The sequence below is a fragment of the Streptomyces endophyticus genome (assembly GCF_035798155.1).
Classification (GTDB): Bacteria; Actinomycetota; Actinomycetes; order Streptomycetales; family Streptomycetaceae; genus Streptomyces; species Streptomyces endophyticus.
Window position 1 is genome coordinate 15,627 of sequence record NZ_JAOZYC010000168.1, and the last position, 17,524, is coordinate 33,150.

The window sequence follows — 17,524 nt, forward strand, 5'->3', positions numbered from 1 at the left end:
GCGGGACATCATGGACGCGGGCAAGGGACAGGGCCTTGCGGGCGCGGCCAACCGTTTCTCCACGCGTTCGGTGGACGAGGCGCGCGCCGTGCTGTCGCAGCAGTTCTACGACATGAAACTGGACACCCCCACAGCAGAGGACTTCGAGCTCGACGCCGATGTCGTGCTGCTGGGCGGCGTGACGCTCGGACGCATGTCGTTCGGCGCCTCCATCCGGGCTTTCATCCCTGAGCTGGAGGGCTACCACGTCGTGGCGCCGGCGACGGGCTCCTTCGACATCGGCCAGGGCCCGGCGGCCGACACCCAGGTGACGGCCTTCACGGGCGGCGTGCTGAATCCCACAGCCGGTTTCCGGGTCGGCGACTTCTCCCCGGACTGCGACACCCTCACGATCAAGATAGACAAAGCGGCGATGCACCGGCAGCTGGAGATCATGCTGGGCAGGCCCGTGCACCGGCACGCCGACTTCAGGCCCGCCTTCGACATCTCCCGGGGAGCGGGCCGCAGTTGGGCGGACCTGGCCCGCTGGGTCGCACTCGACGCGAGCAGCCCCGACGGACTGCTGCAGAGCCCCATGATCTGCGGCCGGCTCGAACAGACCCTGCTGGAGGGCCTGTTGCTGGCGACCGACCACCGCTACCGCGAGGCGCTGGACGCGCCCCCGCCCAGCATGCCCGCCATCGCCGTCAAACGCGTCATGGACGTGGTGCGCGACAACCCGGCCGAGCCCTGGGACGCGAACCGGCTCGCCGCCGTCGCCCACGTCAGCCTGCGCACGCTGCAAGAGGCCTTTCGCTCGCAGGTGCGCATGACGCCCATGGGGTACGTGCACGAGGTGCGGTTGCAGCGCGTACGGATGCTGCTGCGCACCGCCGAGCCCGGCGAGATCACCGTCAGCGAGGTCGCCTACCGGTGGGGCTTCGTCCACCTGGGCCGGTTCGCCCAGCGCTATCGGGTCCGGTTCGGCGAACCGCCCTCCCGTACGCTCGCCGCCGGGTGGCGCACCGCGCGAACCGGATAGCGGCTCCGCGCGAACCGGCGAGACCGGCGCACCACGCAGGCCGTACGTTCCTCGTACCGCCCCGTTCACGAGATGTCGCGGACGATGGACGACGTCGGCGTCGCCCACCCGCCGCTCCCCTCCATCCCCTGTCCGGTGGCGGACCTGGCGCAGGCAATGCGGGAGCGCCTGCACGCCCTCGGGCCCGGCTGCCCACCCTGTCAGCGGCGCCGGGCCCGGGACCTCGCCGCTTCGGCGACGCCCCGCTCCCGTCGGCCCTACGGCTCCAGCACCGGCAGCAACTCCGGCAGATGCCCGTCCGAAGCGCGGGCGGAGTGCACGCGCTCCTCGGGGACCTCTCCGTAGAGCGTCGTGCGCGGCTTGGCCGGGCGGCCCGCCGTGTCGGCGACGGCGATGAGGTCCTTGACCGACTTGTACGAGCCGTAGGAGGAGCCCGCCATCCGGGAGATGGTCTCCTCCATGAGCGTGCCGCCCAGGTCGTTGGCGCCCGAACGCAGCATCTCGGCCGCGCCTTCCGTGCCGAGCTTCACCCAGCTCGTCTGGATGTTGGGGATGTGCGGGTGGAGGAGGACGCGCGCCATGGCCGTCACCGCGCGGTTGTCGCGGGTCGTCGGTCCCGGCCGCGCGATGCCGGCGAGATAGACCGGCGCGTTGGTGTGGATGAACGGGAGCGTCACGAACTCCGTGAAGCCGCCGGTCTCCTGCTGGATCGAGGCCAGGGTCCTGAGGTGGCCGAGCCAGTGGCGGGGCTGGTCCACATGCCCGTACATCATCGTCGAGGAGGACCTGAGACCCAGCTCGTGGGCGGTCTTGACGACCTCGATCCAGGTCGCCGCCGGCAGCTTGCCCTTCGTGAGAATCCAGCGGACCTCGTCGTCGAGGATCTCGGCCGCCGTGCCGGGGATCGAGTCGAGACCCGCCTCCTTGGCCGCCGTGAGCCACTCGCGGATGGACATGCCGGTGCGCGAAGCGCCGTTGACGACCTCCATCGGGGAGAAGGCGTGGACGTGCATGCCGGGCACGCGCTCCTTGACCGCCTTCGCAATGTCGAAGTACGCCGTGCCGGGCAGGTCCGGGTGGATGCCGCCCTGCATGCAGACCTCGACCGCGCCGACGTCCCAGGCCTGCTGGGCCCGGTCGGCGACCTGGTCGAGCGAGAGCGTGTACGCGTCGGCGTCCGTGCGGCGCTGGGCGAAGGCGCAGAAGCGGCAGCCGGTGTAGCAGACGTTGGTGAAGTTGATGTTCCGCGTGACGATGTACGTGACGTCGTCGCCGACCACCGACTTGCGGATGTCGTCGGCGATGCCGCAGAGCGCGTCGAGGGCGGGTCCTTCCGCGTGCAGGAGGGTGAGGGCCTCGTCGTCCGTGAGCTTCGTCGGGTCGTCGGCCGCCTGCTTCAGGGCCGCGCGTACGTCGCCGTCGATGCGTGACGGCTCCATGCCGGGGACCGCCTGCTCGCGCAGCGCCTCCCAGTCGCCGTAGACCACGTCGAAGTCGTCGCGGCGATCGGACGTACGGCCCTCGGTGTCGATGGTGCGGTGCAGGTCGGTGCGGCCCGACGACGCGACGTACCCCTCGTCCGGCTCCTGCCAGGGGCGGCCCACGACGGGTGCGTCGGCCACGGCCAGGCCGTCGGCGTCGGCGAGGGCGTTGACGTGCGGGAGCAGCCGCGGGTCCAGCCACGGCTCGCCGCGCGTCACGAACTCCGGGTAGACGCACAGCCGTTCACGCAGCTCGAAGCCGACCTCCGCCGACTGCCGCGCCAGCTCCTCCAGCTTCGGCCACGGCTTCTCGGGGTTCACATGGTCGATGGTCACCGGGGAGACGCCGCCCCAGTCGTCGATGCCCGCGCCGATGAGGCGTGCGTACTCGCCGTCGACGAGGTTCGGCGGGGCCTGGATGTTCCCCGACGGGCCCATGATGTGCCGGGCGACGGCGACCGTCGCGACGAGGTCGTCGAGCTCGGCGTCCGGCATGCCGCGCATCGCCGTGTCCGGCTTGGCGCGGAAGTTCTGGATGATGAGTTCCTGGATGGCGTGGTACGAGCGGGCGGTGCGGCGCAGCGCGAACAGCGAGTCGGCGCGCTCCTCGTACGTCTCGCCGATCCCGATGAGGAGACCGGAGGTGAACGGCACGGACGAGCGGCCCGCGTCCTCCAACACCCGCAGCCGTACGGCCGGTTCCTTGTCGGGCGAGCCGTAGTGCGGCATCCCCGGCTCGGACCACAGCCGCTCGGCGGTCGTCTCCAGCATCATGCCCATGGAGGGCGCGACGGGCTTGAGCCGCTGGAAGTCGGTCCAGGACAGCACCCCCGGGTTGAGGTGCGGCAGCAGCCCCGTCTCCTCCAGGATCCGGATCGATATGGCGCGCACGTACGCGATGGTGTCGTCGTACCCGTGCGCGTCGAGCCACTCGCGGGCCTCGGGCCAGCGGTCCTCCGGCTTGTCGCCGAGGGTGATCAGGGCTTCCTTGCAGCCCAGTTCGGCCCCCTTGCGCGCGATGTCGAGGACCTCGTCGGGAGACATGAACATCCCGTGACCCTCGCGGCGCAGCTTGCCGGGGACGGTCACGAACGTGCAGTAGTGGCACTTGTCACGGCACAGCCGGGTGAGCGGGATGAACACGCTCTTGCTGTACGTGATGACACCCGGCCGGCCCGCCGCCTCCAGGCCCGCGTCGCGCACGCGGGCGGCGGACGTGGTGAGGTCGGCCAGGTCGTCGCCGCGCGCCTGCAGCAGCACGGCGGCCTCCGTGACATCGAGCGCGACACCGTCTCTGGCCCGTTTCAGTGCGCGGCGCATGGCGTTGGCGGTGGGACGGTCGGCCTCGGGGGGCTGCGGTACGGCGTCCTGATCACTCATGAACCGAGCATACGAGCGCCATCCGGACACTTCGAGGGCGCCCGTCGGTGCCCTTCCCTTGCGGCGGAGTTCACGGCTGAATACAAGGGTTGCGCACGTCACATCGGACACTCTGGGGAGCCGCGAAATGTGCACGGACGACATACACGAGGATGCGGGGCAGGACGGCGAACACGGCATCGGCAGACGCGCCTTGCTCGTGACCGGGGCCGCGGGCGCGCTTACGCTCACGACCATGAGCTTCGCCAGCGCCGCCGACGGCTCGCGGTCCACCAAGACACTGAAGGGCACGCTGCCGCCGGGCGCGCCGGACTACGTCTACCTCCCGGTCGATGTCCCCTCGGGCGTACGCGAGATCAAGGTCTCCTACACGTACGAGAAGGCCACCGGGCTTCCGGCCGGCACCCAGAACAACGCCCTGGACATCGGCGTCTTCGACGAGCGCGGCACGGCGCTCGGCGGCGAGGGCTTCCGCGGCTGGTCGGGCGGCGCCCGCACGGAGTTCTTCGTCCGCGCCGACGACGCGACGCCCGGCTACATCCCGGGCCCGGTCCGGCCCGGCCGGTGGAACATCGCGCTGGGCCCGTACACGGTGGCGCCGGAGGGCCTGCCGTACGAGGTGACGGTGACGCTCACGCACGGCAAGGCGGATCCGACGCCCCGCCCGACGTACCCGCCGCAGCGGGCCCGTGGCCGGGGCCGTGCCTGGTACCGGGGCGACTGTCACCTGCACTCCTGGTACTCGGACGGCCGCCGCACACCGGCCGAGATCGGCGCGCTGGCCCGCGCGGCCGGGCTGGACTTCATCAACACGTCCGACCACAACACGCACTCCGCCCATGCTCATTGGTCGGACGTGGCGGGCGACGACCTCCTCGTGATGATCGGCGAGGAGATCACCACCCGTAACGGCCATGTGGTCGCGCTCGGCACCGAGCCCGGCACGTTCGTCGACTGGCGCTACCGGGCGCGCGACAACCGCTGGGCGAAGTACGCGCAGCAGATCCGCCGCGCGGGCGGCCTGGTCGTCCCCGCGCACCCGCACGCGACGTGCATCGGCTGCGGCTGGAAGTTCGGCTTCGGCGAGGCGGACGCGGTCGAGGTGTGGAACGGCCCGTACACGCCGGACGACGAGGTGTCCCTGGCGGACTGGGACAACACCCTGGTCGCGTACGCCCGTTCAAGGGGCCGCACGGGCTGGATCCCGGCGATGGGCAACAGCGACGCGCACCGCGACCCGGACCGCGTCGGCGGCCCGCAGACCGTGGTCCTGGCGGACGACCTGAGCCGCGAGGCCATCCAGGCGGGCATCAAGGCGGGCCACTCGTACGTGGCGGAGTCCTCGTCGGTCGAGCTCACCTTCACGGCGACCGGCGGCAAGGGCGGGTCGGCGGGCATCGGCGAGCGCCTCACGGTGTCCCCCGACGCTCCGGTCACGATCACCCTGAAGGCCAAGGCCTCCCCCGACTGCACCCTCCACATCGTCACGGACCAGGGCACCCTGTTCACGTCGGCGCCCGGCGTGGCCTCGGCGACCTGGAGGACCACCGCGTCCTACGCGGCGTACGCACGCGCGGAGATCCGCCACACCCCCACGACCCAGGGCCTCCCAGGGCCCCTGGCGGCCTTCACGAACCCGATCTTCCTGGGCGCGGCATGACACCCCAGGGCTACGTGCGCTTCCAGTCGCCGCACCGCAACCGGCGGGGCCACTTCACCGGCCTGTTCGGACTCGTCAACAACCTGGCCCGGGACGGTCGGTTGACCGCCGAGCAGGAGTCCTTCCGGCGCGTCAACAACGACTGGTACGACGCCGCGTACCCGGACCCCTCCGCCGTCGACCCCACGGTCTACGACCAGGAGGTCAACCCGGGCGCCGCGGCCTGGTTCAAGCCGTCGGCCACCCACCTCCTCGACCGGGTCCCCGGCTACCTGGAGATCCTGGCCGCCCACGGCGTCGACTGCCACCTGGTGCGCTCGGCCGACCCGGGCCGGGTGCTCTACGAGGACGAGGTGCAGATCGTGGTGGTGCCGCACACCCGTGACAGTGCCTGGGGACCGTCGGCCTAGGGCTCCTCCACCACCAGCACCGGCGTCTTTCGGTTCAGGACCTCGCCGCGGAAGAACGCCGGGCTGCGGCGGCCCATCACCAGCATGATGACCACGCCGACGAGCAGCAGGCCGACGCCGATCACGAAGACCGAGCCGATGCCGAGGACCGAGGAGCCGCTGCCGTACGCCGGGTTCCACATGTCGACGAGGGTCTTGATGAAGACGGCGGACAGGAGGACGCCGCCGAGCAGCGGGAAGAGGCCCTTGAAGGTGAGGTCGCGGACCGAGCGGCGCAGTTCCGCCTTGAAGTACCAGGCGCAGGCGAAGGCCGTCAGCGCGTAGTAGAAGCAGATCATGAGGCCGAGCGCGTAGATCGTGTCGACGAGGACGTGCTCGGAGACCAGCGTCATGACCGTGTAGAAGACGGCCGTGGCGACGCCCGCGGTGACCGTCGCGCGGCCCGGCGTGCGGAACTTCGGGTGCACGCGCGCGTACGACGCGGGCAGCGCCTCGTACGTCGACATGGCGAGGACCGTGCGGGCGACCGGGATGAACGTCGTCTGGAGGCTGGCCGCGGCCGAGGCGAGGACGGCGACGAAGAGGAGGATGCCGAGGGTCGGGCCCATCACCGGGCCCGCGAGCGCGGCGAAGACGTTGTCGGAGGTCTCCGGGTTGGCGAGGCCGAGGCCCTTGCCGCCGGAGCCGACGATCATCTGCGCGGCCACGCCCGTCGCCAGGTACGAGCCGACCAGGACGACCATCGCGATGAGCGCGGCGCGGCCCGGCGTCTTGTCGCTGCCGATCGTCTCCTCGTTCGCGGTGAGGCAGGTGTCCCAGCCCCAGTACATGAAGATCGACAGGGACAGGCCCGCCGTGAACGCTCCGAAGGACCGCACCGAGAACGGGTTCAGCCACGACCACGAGAAGTCCACCGAGGTCCCGGCGAAGTCCGCGGAGCCCGCCTTGGCCACCGCCATCACGACGAAGACGGCGAGCACCACCAGCTGGAGTCCGACGAGCGTGTACTGGACGCCCTTGGTCGCGGTCATGCCCCGGTAGCTGATCGCCGTGGCGGCCGCGATGAGGACGAGGCACGTGAGGATGTGAACGGCCTTGTTGTCGTCGAGCGCCGCCACGGTGTCGTTCCCCGTGATCTCGCCGGCCAGCAGCCAGAAGTACGAGGTCGCGACCCCGGCCAGGTTCGACAGGACGATGATCGTCGCGATCACCAGGCCCCAGCCGCACATCCACCCCACGCGCGGACCGAACGCCTTCACGGTCCAGGTGAAGGACGTGCCGCAGTCCGGCATGACCTTGTTGAGCTCCCGGTACGCGAAGGCCACGAGCAGCATCGGCAGGAATCCCGCGAGGAAGACCGCGGGCATCTGGAGGCCGACCTCGCCGGCCGTGGAGCCGAGCGTGGAGGTCAGGCAGTAGACCGGTGCGACCGTGGAGACGCCGATGACGGCGCTGCCGAGCAGCCCGACGGAGTTCCCGCCGAGGCCCTTGCCCCCGCCGCCGGCGGTGGTGTCTGCGGCCCGCCCCGTCGAGGGCCCTGCGTCCAACTGAGTCATGAACAGGACGTTAAGTCCTGCGGTTTCCACATCTGGCTGGATCTGGCAGGGATTGTCACGACCGCGACGGCTGGCGATCCATGGGCAATTCGGGCATGCGCCCCGCCGATCCCAGGGATTTCATTCAGCCTACCGGTAGATCACAAGGCAAGGCGCCCGGCGTTCGATATTCGGTAATCGAAGCCGGGTCCGTTTTCGCCCGATTCAAAATTTTCCCGTGCCGATTGCGTCACGCGCCGCGCCACTCGCCGTACGTCACTCGCCTACGTCACTTCCGAAAGCGGAGGAAGGCCGCGGGCACGATATAGATCAGGGAGAGCGAGCCGAGGGCGAGGACGATCTCGAAGGGGCCGCTGACCGCGTCCACGAGGTGCTGGTAGCCGGACGGCTGCCACCCCTGCTCGCGCAGGTGCTGCACCTCTAGGCCGGTCAAGGTGTACGAGCCCACGCCCCACCAGGAGTGCAGGACCAGGCCCGAGAGCCCGAGCCAGTACAGCATGAAGCCCTGTCTGGGGCCGCCGCGTCTGGCCAGCGAGAACGCCAGGCCGATCAGGCACGCCGCACCGGTCACCCGCGTGAACCCCATGAGGGTGGCGTCGGCCATGAGGACGAGCAGCGAGCCGAGGCCCGCGGGCACCAGCCACATCAGCCCGAGCGTCGGCCGGCCCAGCAGCCCGCCACCACCGTTCCCGTTCCCGGCCCCGGCGGCCGGCCCGGACCGCGCTCCCCAGGCCCCCGCTCCCCAGGCTCCGGCGGGAGGGGGAGTACCGGGCCCGCCGCCGTACGCGTACGGGGGCGGCGGAGCGGCCTGCGTGGCCGCCCCGTGGAATCCGTTGGAGGGGCCCGGCGGGGGCGAGGGCGGCGGCGGGGTCGAGGGCCCCGACGAGGCCCCGGCCGGCTGCGTCGCGGCGCCGTGGAAGCCCGGCCCCGCCCCGCCGTCGTACGCGGTGTGGCCGGGCCCGAAGCCCGGCTCCTGCCCCTGCTGCGGGACCTGGTGGGCCTGCTGGGCCTGCCCCTGCCCCTGAAGTTCGGTGTCGGCCCGCGCCTCCAGATTCAGAAGCTGCCCCGACGTACGGGCAATCAGCGAGGCGACCTGCGCGGGCAGCCACGTATCGCTCGTCACGTCGTGCGTACGCGCCCGGACCACGAGCTGCCCCGCGTCCGGCCGCCGCTCCGGCTCCGGGTCGAGGCAGTGCCGGATGACGTTCCGCAGCTCCTCGGCCACACCCGGGAGCTGCGGGTCGAGGCTGCCCCGGTGCGGCTGGACGCCGGTGGCGGCGAAGGCGAGCGTGAGCCCGAAGCTGTAGACGTCGGTCGCGGCGGTCACCTTCTCGCCGTACGCCTGCTCCGGCGACATGTAGGCCGGGGTGCCGATCCGCGCCCCGGTCGAGGTCAGCGCGGCCGAGGTCAGCCCCGCGTCGAGCGCCGCGTGCACGATCCCGAAGTCGATGAGGCGCGGCCCGTCGGCGGACAGCAGCACGTTGGACGGCTTGAGGTCGCGGTGCACGAGCCGGTCGCGGTGCACATGCTCCAGGGTCTGCGCGAGATCCGCCGCAAGCCGCCACAGCGATTCGGCGGGCAGCGGCCCGAACCGGTCGACCGAATCCTGGAGGGAGGGCCCCGACACGTACTCCGACGCGTACCAGGGGTGCCGCTCCTCCAGGCCGGTGTCGACGACCGGCACCGTCCCCGGCGCCCCGACCCGCCGTACGACGTCCGCCTCGCGCCGGAAGCGCTCACGGAAGCCCGGCTGAGCCGCCATGTCGGCGTGGATGAACTTCAGCGCGACGGAGCGGCCTCCCGCGTTGCGGGCCAGATAGACCCGCCCCATGCCGCCCTCACCGATCCGCCCGAGCACCCGGTATGTACCGACCGTGCGCGGATCCTGCGCCTCCAGCGCCTCCATGGAACCCCCGGTTCCGCCGTAGTGACCATCTACAATTGCGCATTTTCACATGCCCAGTTGTAGACACGCAGCGGAGTGGCCCGTGGGTTCCGTGGGGCTGGTGGTGCTTCAGTGGAGTTATCCCGGCCAGACGATCGACTGCCACTCGCTGTACGCGTGCAGGGCGTACGAGCCGACGTCCCGGCCCACCCCGCTCTTCTTGAAGCCGCCGAACGGGGCCTCCATGTTCCGGCCGATGGTGTTCACGCCGACCCCGCCGGCCCGCAGCCGCCGCGCGACCCGGAAGGCGCGCGCGACATCGCCGGACCACACGTAGTCGATGAGGCCGTAGTCGGAGTCGTTGGCGAGGGCGACCGCCTCGTCCTCGTCGCCGTCGAAGGGCACCACGGCGACGACGGGCCCGAAGATCTCCTCGCGCACCACCCGCATGTCGTTGGTGCAGTCGGCGAGCAGGGTGGGAGCGACGTAGAACCCCTCCTCAAGAGCGGGCCGCTCGCCGCCTGCGACGACCGTCGCGCCCTCCTTGCGCCCCAACTCGACGTACGACTCGACCCGTTCACGATGCGCCGCCGAGATGACGGGCCCGAGGACGGTCCCCTTCGTGCGCGGGTCGCCGACCTTCATGTAGCCGATGTACGCGGTGAGTTTGGCGACGAACTCGTCGTACACGGACCGGTGCACGATCGCCCGTGTCGGGGCGGTGCAGATCTGCCCGCTGTAGAAGGCGTACGTGGTGCCGATGCCGGCCACCGCCGAGTCCAGGTCGGCGTCGTCGAGGACGATCGCGGCGCCCTTGCCGCCCAGCTCCATCAGCTGCCGCTTCATGGACCGGCCGCAGACCTCGCCGATGCGCTGACCGACGGCGGTGGAGCCGGTGAAGCTGACCATGTCGACGTCGGGCGCATCGACCGCGGCCTCGCCGACGGCGACCTCGGTCCCGCTCACGACATTCACGACACCGGCCGGAACTCCCGCCTCCTCCAGCGCGGCCGCCATCCGGAACACCGACAGCGGGTCCTGCGGCGCGGGCTTCACGAGCACGGTGTTGCCCATGGCGAGCGCGGGGGCGATCTTGCCGGCCGGGTTGGCCCACGGGTTGTTGTAGGACGTGATGCAGGTGACGACGCCGACCGGCTGGCGCACGGCGAGCGCGCCCGTCACACCCGCCTTCCCCATCGGTCCGGCCTCGTTGATCTGCGGCGTCATCGCCTCCTCGACCGGTTCCAGGGCGCCCTTCGCGTACCGCCGGAACCGCGAGACGCCCACGGCGACCTGCATGCCGCGCGCGGTCCCGGTCGTCGCCCCGCTCTCCGCCTGCGCCAGCTCGGCGTTTCCGGCGAAGTCCCGCTGCATGAGGTCGGCGGCCCGGTCGAGGATCGCGGCCCGCTCCTCCGGCTTCGTACGCGACCAGGGCTCGAAGGCGTCGCGGGCCGCGCGGGCGGCGTCGTACACCTGCTGCCGCGAGGCTTCGGGGGCGTGCCCGACGACGGTCTCGCGCGCCGGGTCGACGACGTCGTAGTGCCCGGCGCCGGGCTCGACCCACTCGCCTCCGATGAACAGCCGCTGGGACTCGGTCACTTGGTACCCACCGTCCGGGTGTCGGCGCCCGACCGCAGCACCTTGCCGGGCACCGCGCCGCTCACGACGTCGCCGCGCATGGCCTCGACTCCGTTGACCCACACGGCCGTTATGCCGATGGCCTTCGAGTCGAGCCGGGGGCTGTCGCCGGGCAGATCGTGCACGAGCGTCGCCTTCCCGGCATCGATGGTCTCGGGGTCGAACAGCACCAGGTCGGCGTGGAAGCCCTCCTGGATCCGCCCGCGCTCCCGCAGCCCGAAGAGCTGCGCGGGATCGTCGGTGAGCATCTTGACGGCCTCCTCCAGGCCGAGCAGCTTCCGCCCCCGCAGGCAGTCCCCGATGAACCGGGTCGTGTACGGCGCACCGCACATCCGGTCCAGGTGCGCGCCCGCGTCGGACCCGCCGAGCATGACGTCCTCGTGGTTCCAGGTCTCGGCCCGCAGTGCCCAGGAGTCGGTGTCGTTGTCGGTCGGCATCGGCCACAGCACGGTGCTCAGCCGGTCATTGGCACAGATCTCGACGAGACACTCGAAGGGCTCCTGCCCCCGCTCGGCGGCGATGTCGTTGACGACCCGCCCGGTCAGGCCCTCGTTGGCCTCGGAGTACGTGTCCCCGATGACGTAGCGCCCGAAGTTCGCGAGCCGCCTAAAGACGCCGGCCTCCTTGCTGTCGGCGCGGCGCAGCATCTCGCCCCGCACCTCGGGGTCCCGCAGTTTGGCGATCCGCTCGTCGACGGGCAGCGCGAGAACCTCGCCCCACCCGGGTATCAGATTGAGCGCGCAGAACGTCCCGAGGCTCATGTTCATCGGGGTCAGGATCGGCATCGTCAGGGCGACGATCCGGCCGCCGGACTTCCGGGCCCGCTCGCTCGCCTCCAGCTGCCGCGGCACCCGCTCGGGCACGGCGGCGTCGATGGTCAGCACGTTCCAGTTGAGCGGCCGCCCGGCGGCGGCGGTCATGTCGACGAACAGCTCGATCTCGTCATCGCTGAACTGGTCGAGACACCCGGCCACGATGGCCTCGATCTGCGTCCCCTCGTGCTCGCCGACCGCCTTGCTGAGCGCGATCAGCTCGGCGGGCTTCGCGTGCCGGGAGGCGACGGGCTCGCCGTCCCCGTCGGAGTGCGAGGACGACTGGGTGGTGGAGAGCCCCCAGGCCCCGGCATCCATGGCGTCCTTCAACAGCTGGACCATCTGCTCCAGTTGTTCAGCACTCGGCTGCCCACCGACGGCATCGGCCCCCATCACATACCGCCGCAGGGCACAGTGCCCCACCATGAACCCGGCGTTGACGGCGATCCGCCCGTCCAGCGCGCCCAGATACTCCCCGAAGGAGTTCCACGTCCACGGAGCGCCCTCTTCGAGGGCGACCAGCGACATTCCCTCCACCCTGGACATCATCCGACGCGTGTAGTCGGCGTCACCGGGCTGCTCCGGGTTCAACGGGGCGAGCGTGAACCCACAGTTGCCACCGGCGACGGTGGTCACGCCGTGATTGAGCGAGGGCGTGGCGTACGGGTCCCAGAACAACTGGGCGTCGTAGTGCGTGTGCGGGTCGACGAAGCCGGGCGCGAGCACGAGCCCCGAGGCGTCCTCGCTGCTGCGGGCGTCCTCGGCAACCTGTCCGGGCTCGGCTATGACGGCGATCCGCCCGTCCCGAATCCCGACATCAGCAGTAAAGGCGGGCGCACCGGTCCCGTCGACAACGGTGGCGCCCTTGATGAGGTGGTCGAACATACGACGACGTCTCCTTTCGGGATTCGCAACATTCCAAGCCCGGCTTCCGGCACTTCAAGCCCCTGCGGCGATTGAGCAGCGGGGTCCGGGGCAGAGCCCCGCGACGTCAACCACGACAAGGCCAAAGGCCCCGGCTCCCGTCCGGGAGGGGAAGCCGGGGCCGGCTCAAGACGGACTACGCGGCCGACCGGAACCTGGTCGTCCGGTGGACCGGATCCGTATCGATCTTCGGAATCACGTGCTCCCCGATCAGCTTGATCGAGTTCAGCGTGTCCTCGTGCGACACCCCGATGGGCAGCCCGAACGACAGCTGGTCCGCCCCCGCCTGCTCCCACCGCTTGCACTGCTGCAGCACCTCGTCCGGGTCACCGCAGATCATCAGCTCCTCGGCGATGAGCAGCTCGATGATCTCCGCGGAGTAGTCCGGAAGCAGCTCCGGCCACTCGGGGATACCCTCGGGCCGCGGGAACGTGTCGTGGTACCGGAACAGCAGCGACTGCAGGTAGTTGAGCCCACCGCCGACCGCGATCTGCACCGCCTTCTCGTGCGTCTCCGCGCAGATCGCCGTGGACGTCACCATGACGTTGTCGTTGACGAAGTCACCGATGGGGTCCGGGTCCTGGATGGCGGTCTTGTACTGCTCCAGGACCCACTCCATGTCGGAGACCTTCTGCACGCTGAAGCCCAGCACGCCGAGCCCCTTCTTGGCCGCCATGGCGTACGACGGCGGCGACCCGGCCGCGTACCACATGCCGGGGTGCGACTTCCCGTACGGCTTGGGAAGGATCTTGCGGGGCGGCAGCTCCCAGTGCTTGCCCTTGAACCCGACGTACTCGTCCTGGAGCCACATCTTCGGGAACTCGCGGATGGTCTCTTCCCAGATCTCCTTGGTGTAGTTCATGTCGGTCACACCCGGCATGAACCCGAGGATCTCGTGGGAGCCGGCGCCGCGTCCGCTGCCGAACTCGAAGCGCCCCTCGCTGAGGTGGTCGAGCATGGCCACCTTCTCGGCGACCTTCACCGGGTGGTTGACCGGCGCGAGCGGGTTGAAGATGCCGGACCCCAGGTGGATCCGGTCCGTCGCGTGCGCCAGATACCCGAGGAACACGTCGTTCGCGGAAAGGTGCGAGTACTCCTCCAGGAAGTGGTGCTCGGACGCCCAGGCGTACTTGAAGCCGGACTTGTCAGCCTGGATGACGTACTCGGTCTCGTTCATGAGCGCGCGGTGCTCGGCCGTCGGGTCGGTCAGCGCCTGCTTGCCCAAGTATCCCTGTACAAAGAGCCCGAATTCCAAGGAGGTTCACCGTCCTCGTCAGTTTCTGACGCATCGTCAGATTGGTTGGATCGACTGTTCCACCGCGTCCGCCGACCGTCAATACCTGACGCATCGTCAGCTACGTTCGTCCGGCCGGGGAACGCGGTCACAAAACGCTGACCCCTGCCAGCCACCCTCCGTCCACCACGAACGGCTGCCCCGTGATGTACGCCGAGTCCTCCTCGGAGCTGAGGAAGAGCGCGAGCCGCGCGACCTCCTCCGGCTTCCCGACCCGGCCGAGCGGCACGAGCTTGCGGTACAGCTCGTCGAGCGCCTGGGCCGCCTCCTCCGTGTTCGCCTCCGGGTCCAGCTGGGAGGGGTTGCTCATGGCGGTGTCGATGGCGCCGGGGCAGACGGCGTTGACGCGGATCTTCTGCGCGGCCAGCTCAAGCGCGGCGACCCGCGTGAGCCCCACGATGGCGTGCTTGGTGGCGGTGTACGCGCCGACGTACGCCATGCCCGTCACCCCCGTGTACGAGGAGGTGTTGACGATCGACCCACCGCCCGCCGCACCGATCTCGGGCGCGACGGTCTTGATCCCCAGGAACGCCCCCACCTGATTGACCTGGATGATCTGCTGGAACTCGTCGAGCGGCGTCGAGACCAGCTCGTTGAACCGCAGGATCCCCGCGTTGTTCACGAGCCCGTCGATCTTCCCGAAGGCGGCCTTCGCCGAGCCGACGGCGGCGACCCAGTCCTCCTCCTTGCTCACGTCCAGGTGCACGTAGACGGCGTTGCCGTTGCCGAGGTCCTTGGCGACGGCCTCGCCCTGATCGTCGAGCACGTCGGCGACAACGATCTTCGCCCCTTCCGAGGCGAAGAGCCGTGCCTCCTGCTCCCCCTGTCCGCGCGCCGCACCGGTGATGAGGACCACGCGTCCGTCGAGCTTGCCCATGCGTCAAACCCCTTGCCTTGTCGGTCAGTTGAGGTCGTTCAGGTGCGGAGCGGTTTCGGCGGCGAAGGCCGCCATCTGGTCGGTGAGTTCCTCGCGGGTGCGGCTGCGGAAGCGGATCTGGATCTGCCGCACGCCCATCGCGGCGTAGGCCCGCAGCGACTCGGCGATCGCCTCGCCCGGCCCGGACAGCGTGCGCCGCCCGACGTCCCACGTCGGCTCGCCCATGTACAGCGGCTCGGTGATGGCGCCCACGGTGAACGGCGTCTCGATCCCGGCCTCGGCGCGCAGCCGCCGCAGCTTCTCGATCTGCTGCGGGAGCCGGCCCCTCGGGTCGCCCTGCGGCAGCCAGCCGTCACCCTTGAGCGCGGCGCGGCGCACGGCGGGGGCGGAGGAGCCGCCGACCCAGATCGGCACCCGCCGCTGGGCGGGCCTGGGCCGCTGCCCGAGCCCCTCGAACTGGAACAACTCCCCCTTGTGCACCGGGAATTCCTCCGGCCCCAGCGCGGCCTTCAGCGCGTCCACGCTCTCGTCGAGCACGGCGCCGCGGCGGGCGAAGTCGACGCCGAGCGCCTCGAACTCCTCCTGTACGTGCCCGGCCCCGACGCCCAGGACGAGCCGCCCGCCGCTGAGGTGGTCGAGGGTCGCGTACTGCTTGGCCGAGACGAGGGGGTGCCTGAGGCCCACGATCGCGACGTGGCTGAGCAGCCGCACGCGTTCGGTGACACCGGCCAGGAAGGCGAGCGTGGCGACGGGGTCGTACCAGGTCGTCGACATGGCGTCGGCGAGCCGGCGCGGGATGGCGACGTGGTCGCAGCTCGCGATGTAGTCGAAGCCGTCGCGGTCGGCGGTGCGGGCGATCTCGGCGAGATCCTCCACACCGGCGCCCGCCTCCCACGGCTCGGCGTAGACGGTGCTCTGGGATTGGACCGGAAGCTGCATTCCGTAGGCGAGCGAAGCCATGAGAGCCCCTGCCGGTAGGTTTCCTGACGGTCCGTCACATTCGGCGGATGCGGAACATCCTCACGTCTGACGGCCCGTCAGGCAAGGGTTGGTGACACCCGGCCTTGCCAACCCGCCGGGCCACCCGCCCCCACGCCACGGGGCTCTGCCCCGGACCCCGCGCCTCAATCGCCGGCGGGGCTTGAGCTATCAAGCCCCTGCGGCGATTGAGCAGCGGGGTCCGGGGCAGAGCCCCGATCTTTCAAGCCGCTGCGGCGATTGAGGACGGATCAAGCCCCACCCTCGGACGAGAGCCCGCGAGGGCCGGGGCAGCGCCCCGAGGCCGCAACCCCGTCGCCGGGCACCCGATCAGGGCCTCCAGCACCCATCCCGGTCCAGACCGAGCAGGTCAATCGCATTGCCACGGACGATCCGCTCCACCACATCCGGCGCCAGATGCCCCATCTGCGCCTCCCCGACCTCCTTCGACTTCGGCCACGTCGAGTCGGAGTGCGGATAGTCGGTCTCGTACAGGACATTGGCCACCCCGATCGAGTCGAGGTTCTTCAGCCCGAACGCGTCGTCGAAGAAGCAGCCGAAGACGTGGTCGGCGAAGTACTCGGACGGCGGCTTGCGGACCTTGTCGGCGACGCCGCCCCAGCCCCGGTTCTCCTCCCACACCACGTCGGCGCGCTCAAGGATGTACGGGATCCACCCGATCTGCCCCTCCGCGTACATGATCTTCAGCTCCGGGAACCGCTCGAACTTGCCGCTCATCAGCCAGTCCACCATCGAGAAACAGCAGTTCGCGAAGGTGATGGTCGACCCGACGGCCGGCGGCGCGTCCGGCGACGTGGAGGGCATCTTGCTGCTGGACCCGATGTGCATCGCGATGACGGTCCCGGTCTCAGCACACGCGGCCAGGAACGGATCCCATTCGTCGCCGTGGATGGACGGCAGACCGAGATGCGGCGGGATCTCGGAGAACGCGACCGCCCGCACCCCGCGCGCGGCATTGCGCCGCACCTCGGCCGCCGCCAGCTCCGGGTCCCACAGCGGCACGAGCGTCAGCGGTATGAGCCGCCCCCGCGCCTCGGGCCCGCACCACTCCTCCACCATCCAGTCGTTGTACGCCCGGACGCCGAGCAGCCCGAGCTCCCGGTCCTTGGCCTCGGTGAAGGTCTGCCCGCAGAAGCGCGGGAACGTGGGGAAGCAGAGGGCGGACTGGACGTGGTTGACGTCCATGTCGGCGAGCCGCTCCGGCACGCTGAACGACCCGGGCCGCATCTGCTCGTACGTGATGACTTCCAGCTTGATCTCGTCCCTGTCGTAGCCCACCGCGGTGTCGAGCCTGGTCAGCGGCCGGTGCAGGTCCTCGTACACCCACCAGTCGCCGATCGGCCCGTCGTCACCGGGGTTGCCCATGACAGGCGCGAACTTCCCGCCCAGGAAGGTCATTTCCTTCAGGGGGGCGCGGACGACGCGGGGCCCGGTGTCGCGGAACTTCTTCGGCAGCCGGTCGGACCAGACGTTCGGCGGCTCCACCGTGTGGTCGTCGACGGAGATGATCTGCGGGAAGTCGGCCGGGTTCAGAGGCGTTTGAGCGTTTCGAGTGCTTTCTGTCTCCGTGGTCTCCATGGGCTCACG

12 protein-coding genes are annotated in these 17,524 nt (G+C 70.4%); 3 read left to right on the top strand and 9 right to left on the bottom strand.

Translation table 11 applies throughout. From position 1 onward, the window contains the following. The first annotated feature begins 10 nt into the window (after nt 1–10). Nucleotides 11–1,021 (top strand): AraC family transcriptional regulator, encoded by a 1,011-nt coding sequence (locus tag OKJ99_RS34460; RefSeq protein ID WP_326022161.1) that lies wholly within the window; start codon nt 11–13, stop codon nt 1,019–1,021. Between the two features lie 257 nt (nt 1,022–1,278). Here OKJ99_RS34460 and OKJ99_RS34465 read toward each other — a convergent pair whose 3' ends face one another. Continuing rightward, a complete protein-coding gene (locus OKJ99_RS34465; RefSeq protein ID WP_326022163.1) occupies nt 1,279–3,882 on the bottom strand; it encodes a bifunctional FO biosynthesis protein CofGH in 2,604 nt (867 codons plus the stop codon). 127 nt (nt 3,883–4,009) lie between these two features. Between OKJ99_RS34465 and OKJ99_RS34470 the strand changes: the two genes are divergently transcribed. Both OKJ99_RS34470 and OKJ99_RS34475 read left to right on the top strand, forming a co-directional pair. Beyond that, nucleotides 4,010–5,542 carry a CehA/McbA family metallohydrolase gene (locus OKJ99_RS34470; RefSeq protein WP_326022164.1) on the top strand — a complete coding sequence of 511 codons (1,533 nt, stop codon included), beginning with the start codon at nt 4,010–4,012 and terminating at the stop codon, nt 5,540–5,542. Then, the gene (locus OKJ99_RS34475) at nt 5,539–5,952 is read left to right on the top strand and encodes a hypothetical protein (protein ID WP_326022165.1); all 414 of its coding nucleotides are present in this window, start codon (nt 5,539–5,541) and stop codon (nt 5,950–5,952) included. Before OKJ99_RS34470 ends, OKJ99_RS34475 begins: the two co-directional genes overlap by 4 nt. Here the strand turns inward: OKJ99_RS34475 and OKJ99_RS34480 are convergent. The 8 genes from OKJ99_RS34480 to OKJ99_RS34515 form a co-directional block, all read right to left on the bottom strand. Then, nucleotides 5,949–7,508, bottom strand: a complete 1,560-nt coding sequence (locus tag OKJ99_RS34480; RefSeq protein ID WP_326022166.1) for an APC family permease — start codon at nt 7,506–7,508, stop codon at nt 5,949–5,951. The two genes, OKJ99_RS34475 and OKJ99_RS34480, sit on opposite strands and share 4 nt — an antisense overlap. Nucleotides 7,509–7,776: 268 nt before the next feature. Next, nucleotides 7,777–9,414: a serine/threonine-protein kinase gene (locus OKJ99_RS34485; protein ID WP_326022167.1), complete on the bottom strand. Its 1,638-nt coding sequence runs from the start codon at nt 9,412–9,414 to the stop codon at nt 7,777–7,779. A gap of 117 nt (nt 9,415–9,531) precedes the next feature. Beyond that, complete coding sequence (locus OKJ99_RS34490) at nt 9,532–10,992, bottom strand: aldehyde dehydrogenase family protein (protein ID WP_326022169.1); 1,461 nt, start codon at nt 10,990–10,992, stop codon at nt 9,532–9,534. After that, complete coding sequence (locus tag OKJ99_RS34495) at nt 10,989–12,728, bottom strand: N-acyl-D-amino-acid deacylase family protein (protein ID WP_326022170.1); 1,740 nt, start codon at nt 12,726–12,728, stop codon at nt 10,989–10,991. The genes OKJ99_RS34490 and OKJ99_RS34495 overlap by 4 nt, the downstream gene beginning before the upstream one ends. A gap of 175 nt (nt 12,729–12,903) precedes the next feature. Beyond that, a complete protein-coding gene (locus OKJ99_RS34500; RefSeq protein ID WP_326022171.1) occupies nt 12,904–14,022 on the bottom strand; it encodes an LLM class flavin-dependent oxidoreductase in 1,119 nt (372 codons plus the stop codon). A 127-nt stretch (nt 14,023–14,149) separates the two neighbouring features. Beyond that, entirely contained in the window at nt 14,150–14,938 is a 789-nt protein-coding gene (locus OKJ99_RS34505; protein ID WP_326022172.1) for an SDR family NAD(P)-dependent oxidoreductase, read from the bottom strand. A gap of 24 nt (nt 14,939–14,962) precedes the next feature. Further along, nucleotides 14,963–15,898 (bottom strand): LLM class F420-dependent oxidoreductase, encoded by a 936-nt coding sequence (locus OKJ99_RS34510; RefSeq protein WP_326022174.1) that lies wholly within the window; start codon nt 15,896–15,898, stop codon nt 14,963–14,965. A gap of 348 nt (nt 15,899–16,246) precedes the next feature. Then, entirely contained in the window at nt 16,247–17,515 is a 1,269-nt protein-coding gene (locus OKJ99_RS34515; RefSeq protein WP_326022175.1) for an amidohydrolase family protein, read from the bottom strand. Nucleotides 17,516–17,524: the final 9 nt, after the last annotated feature.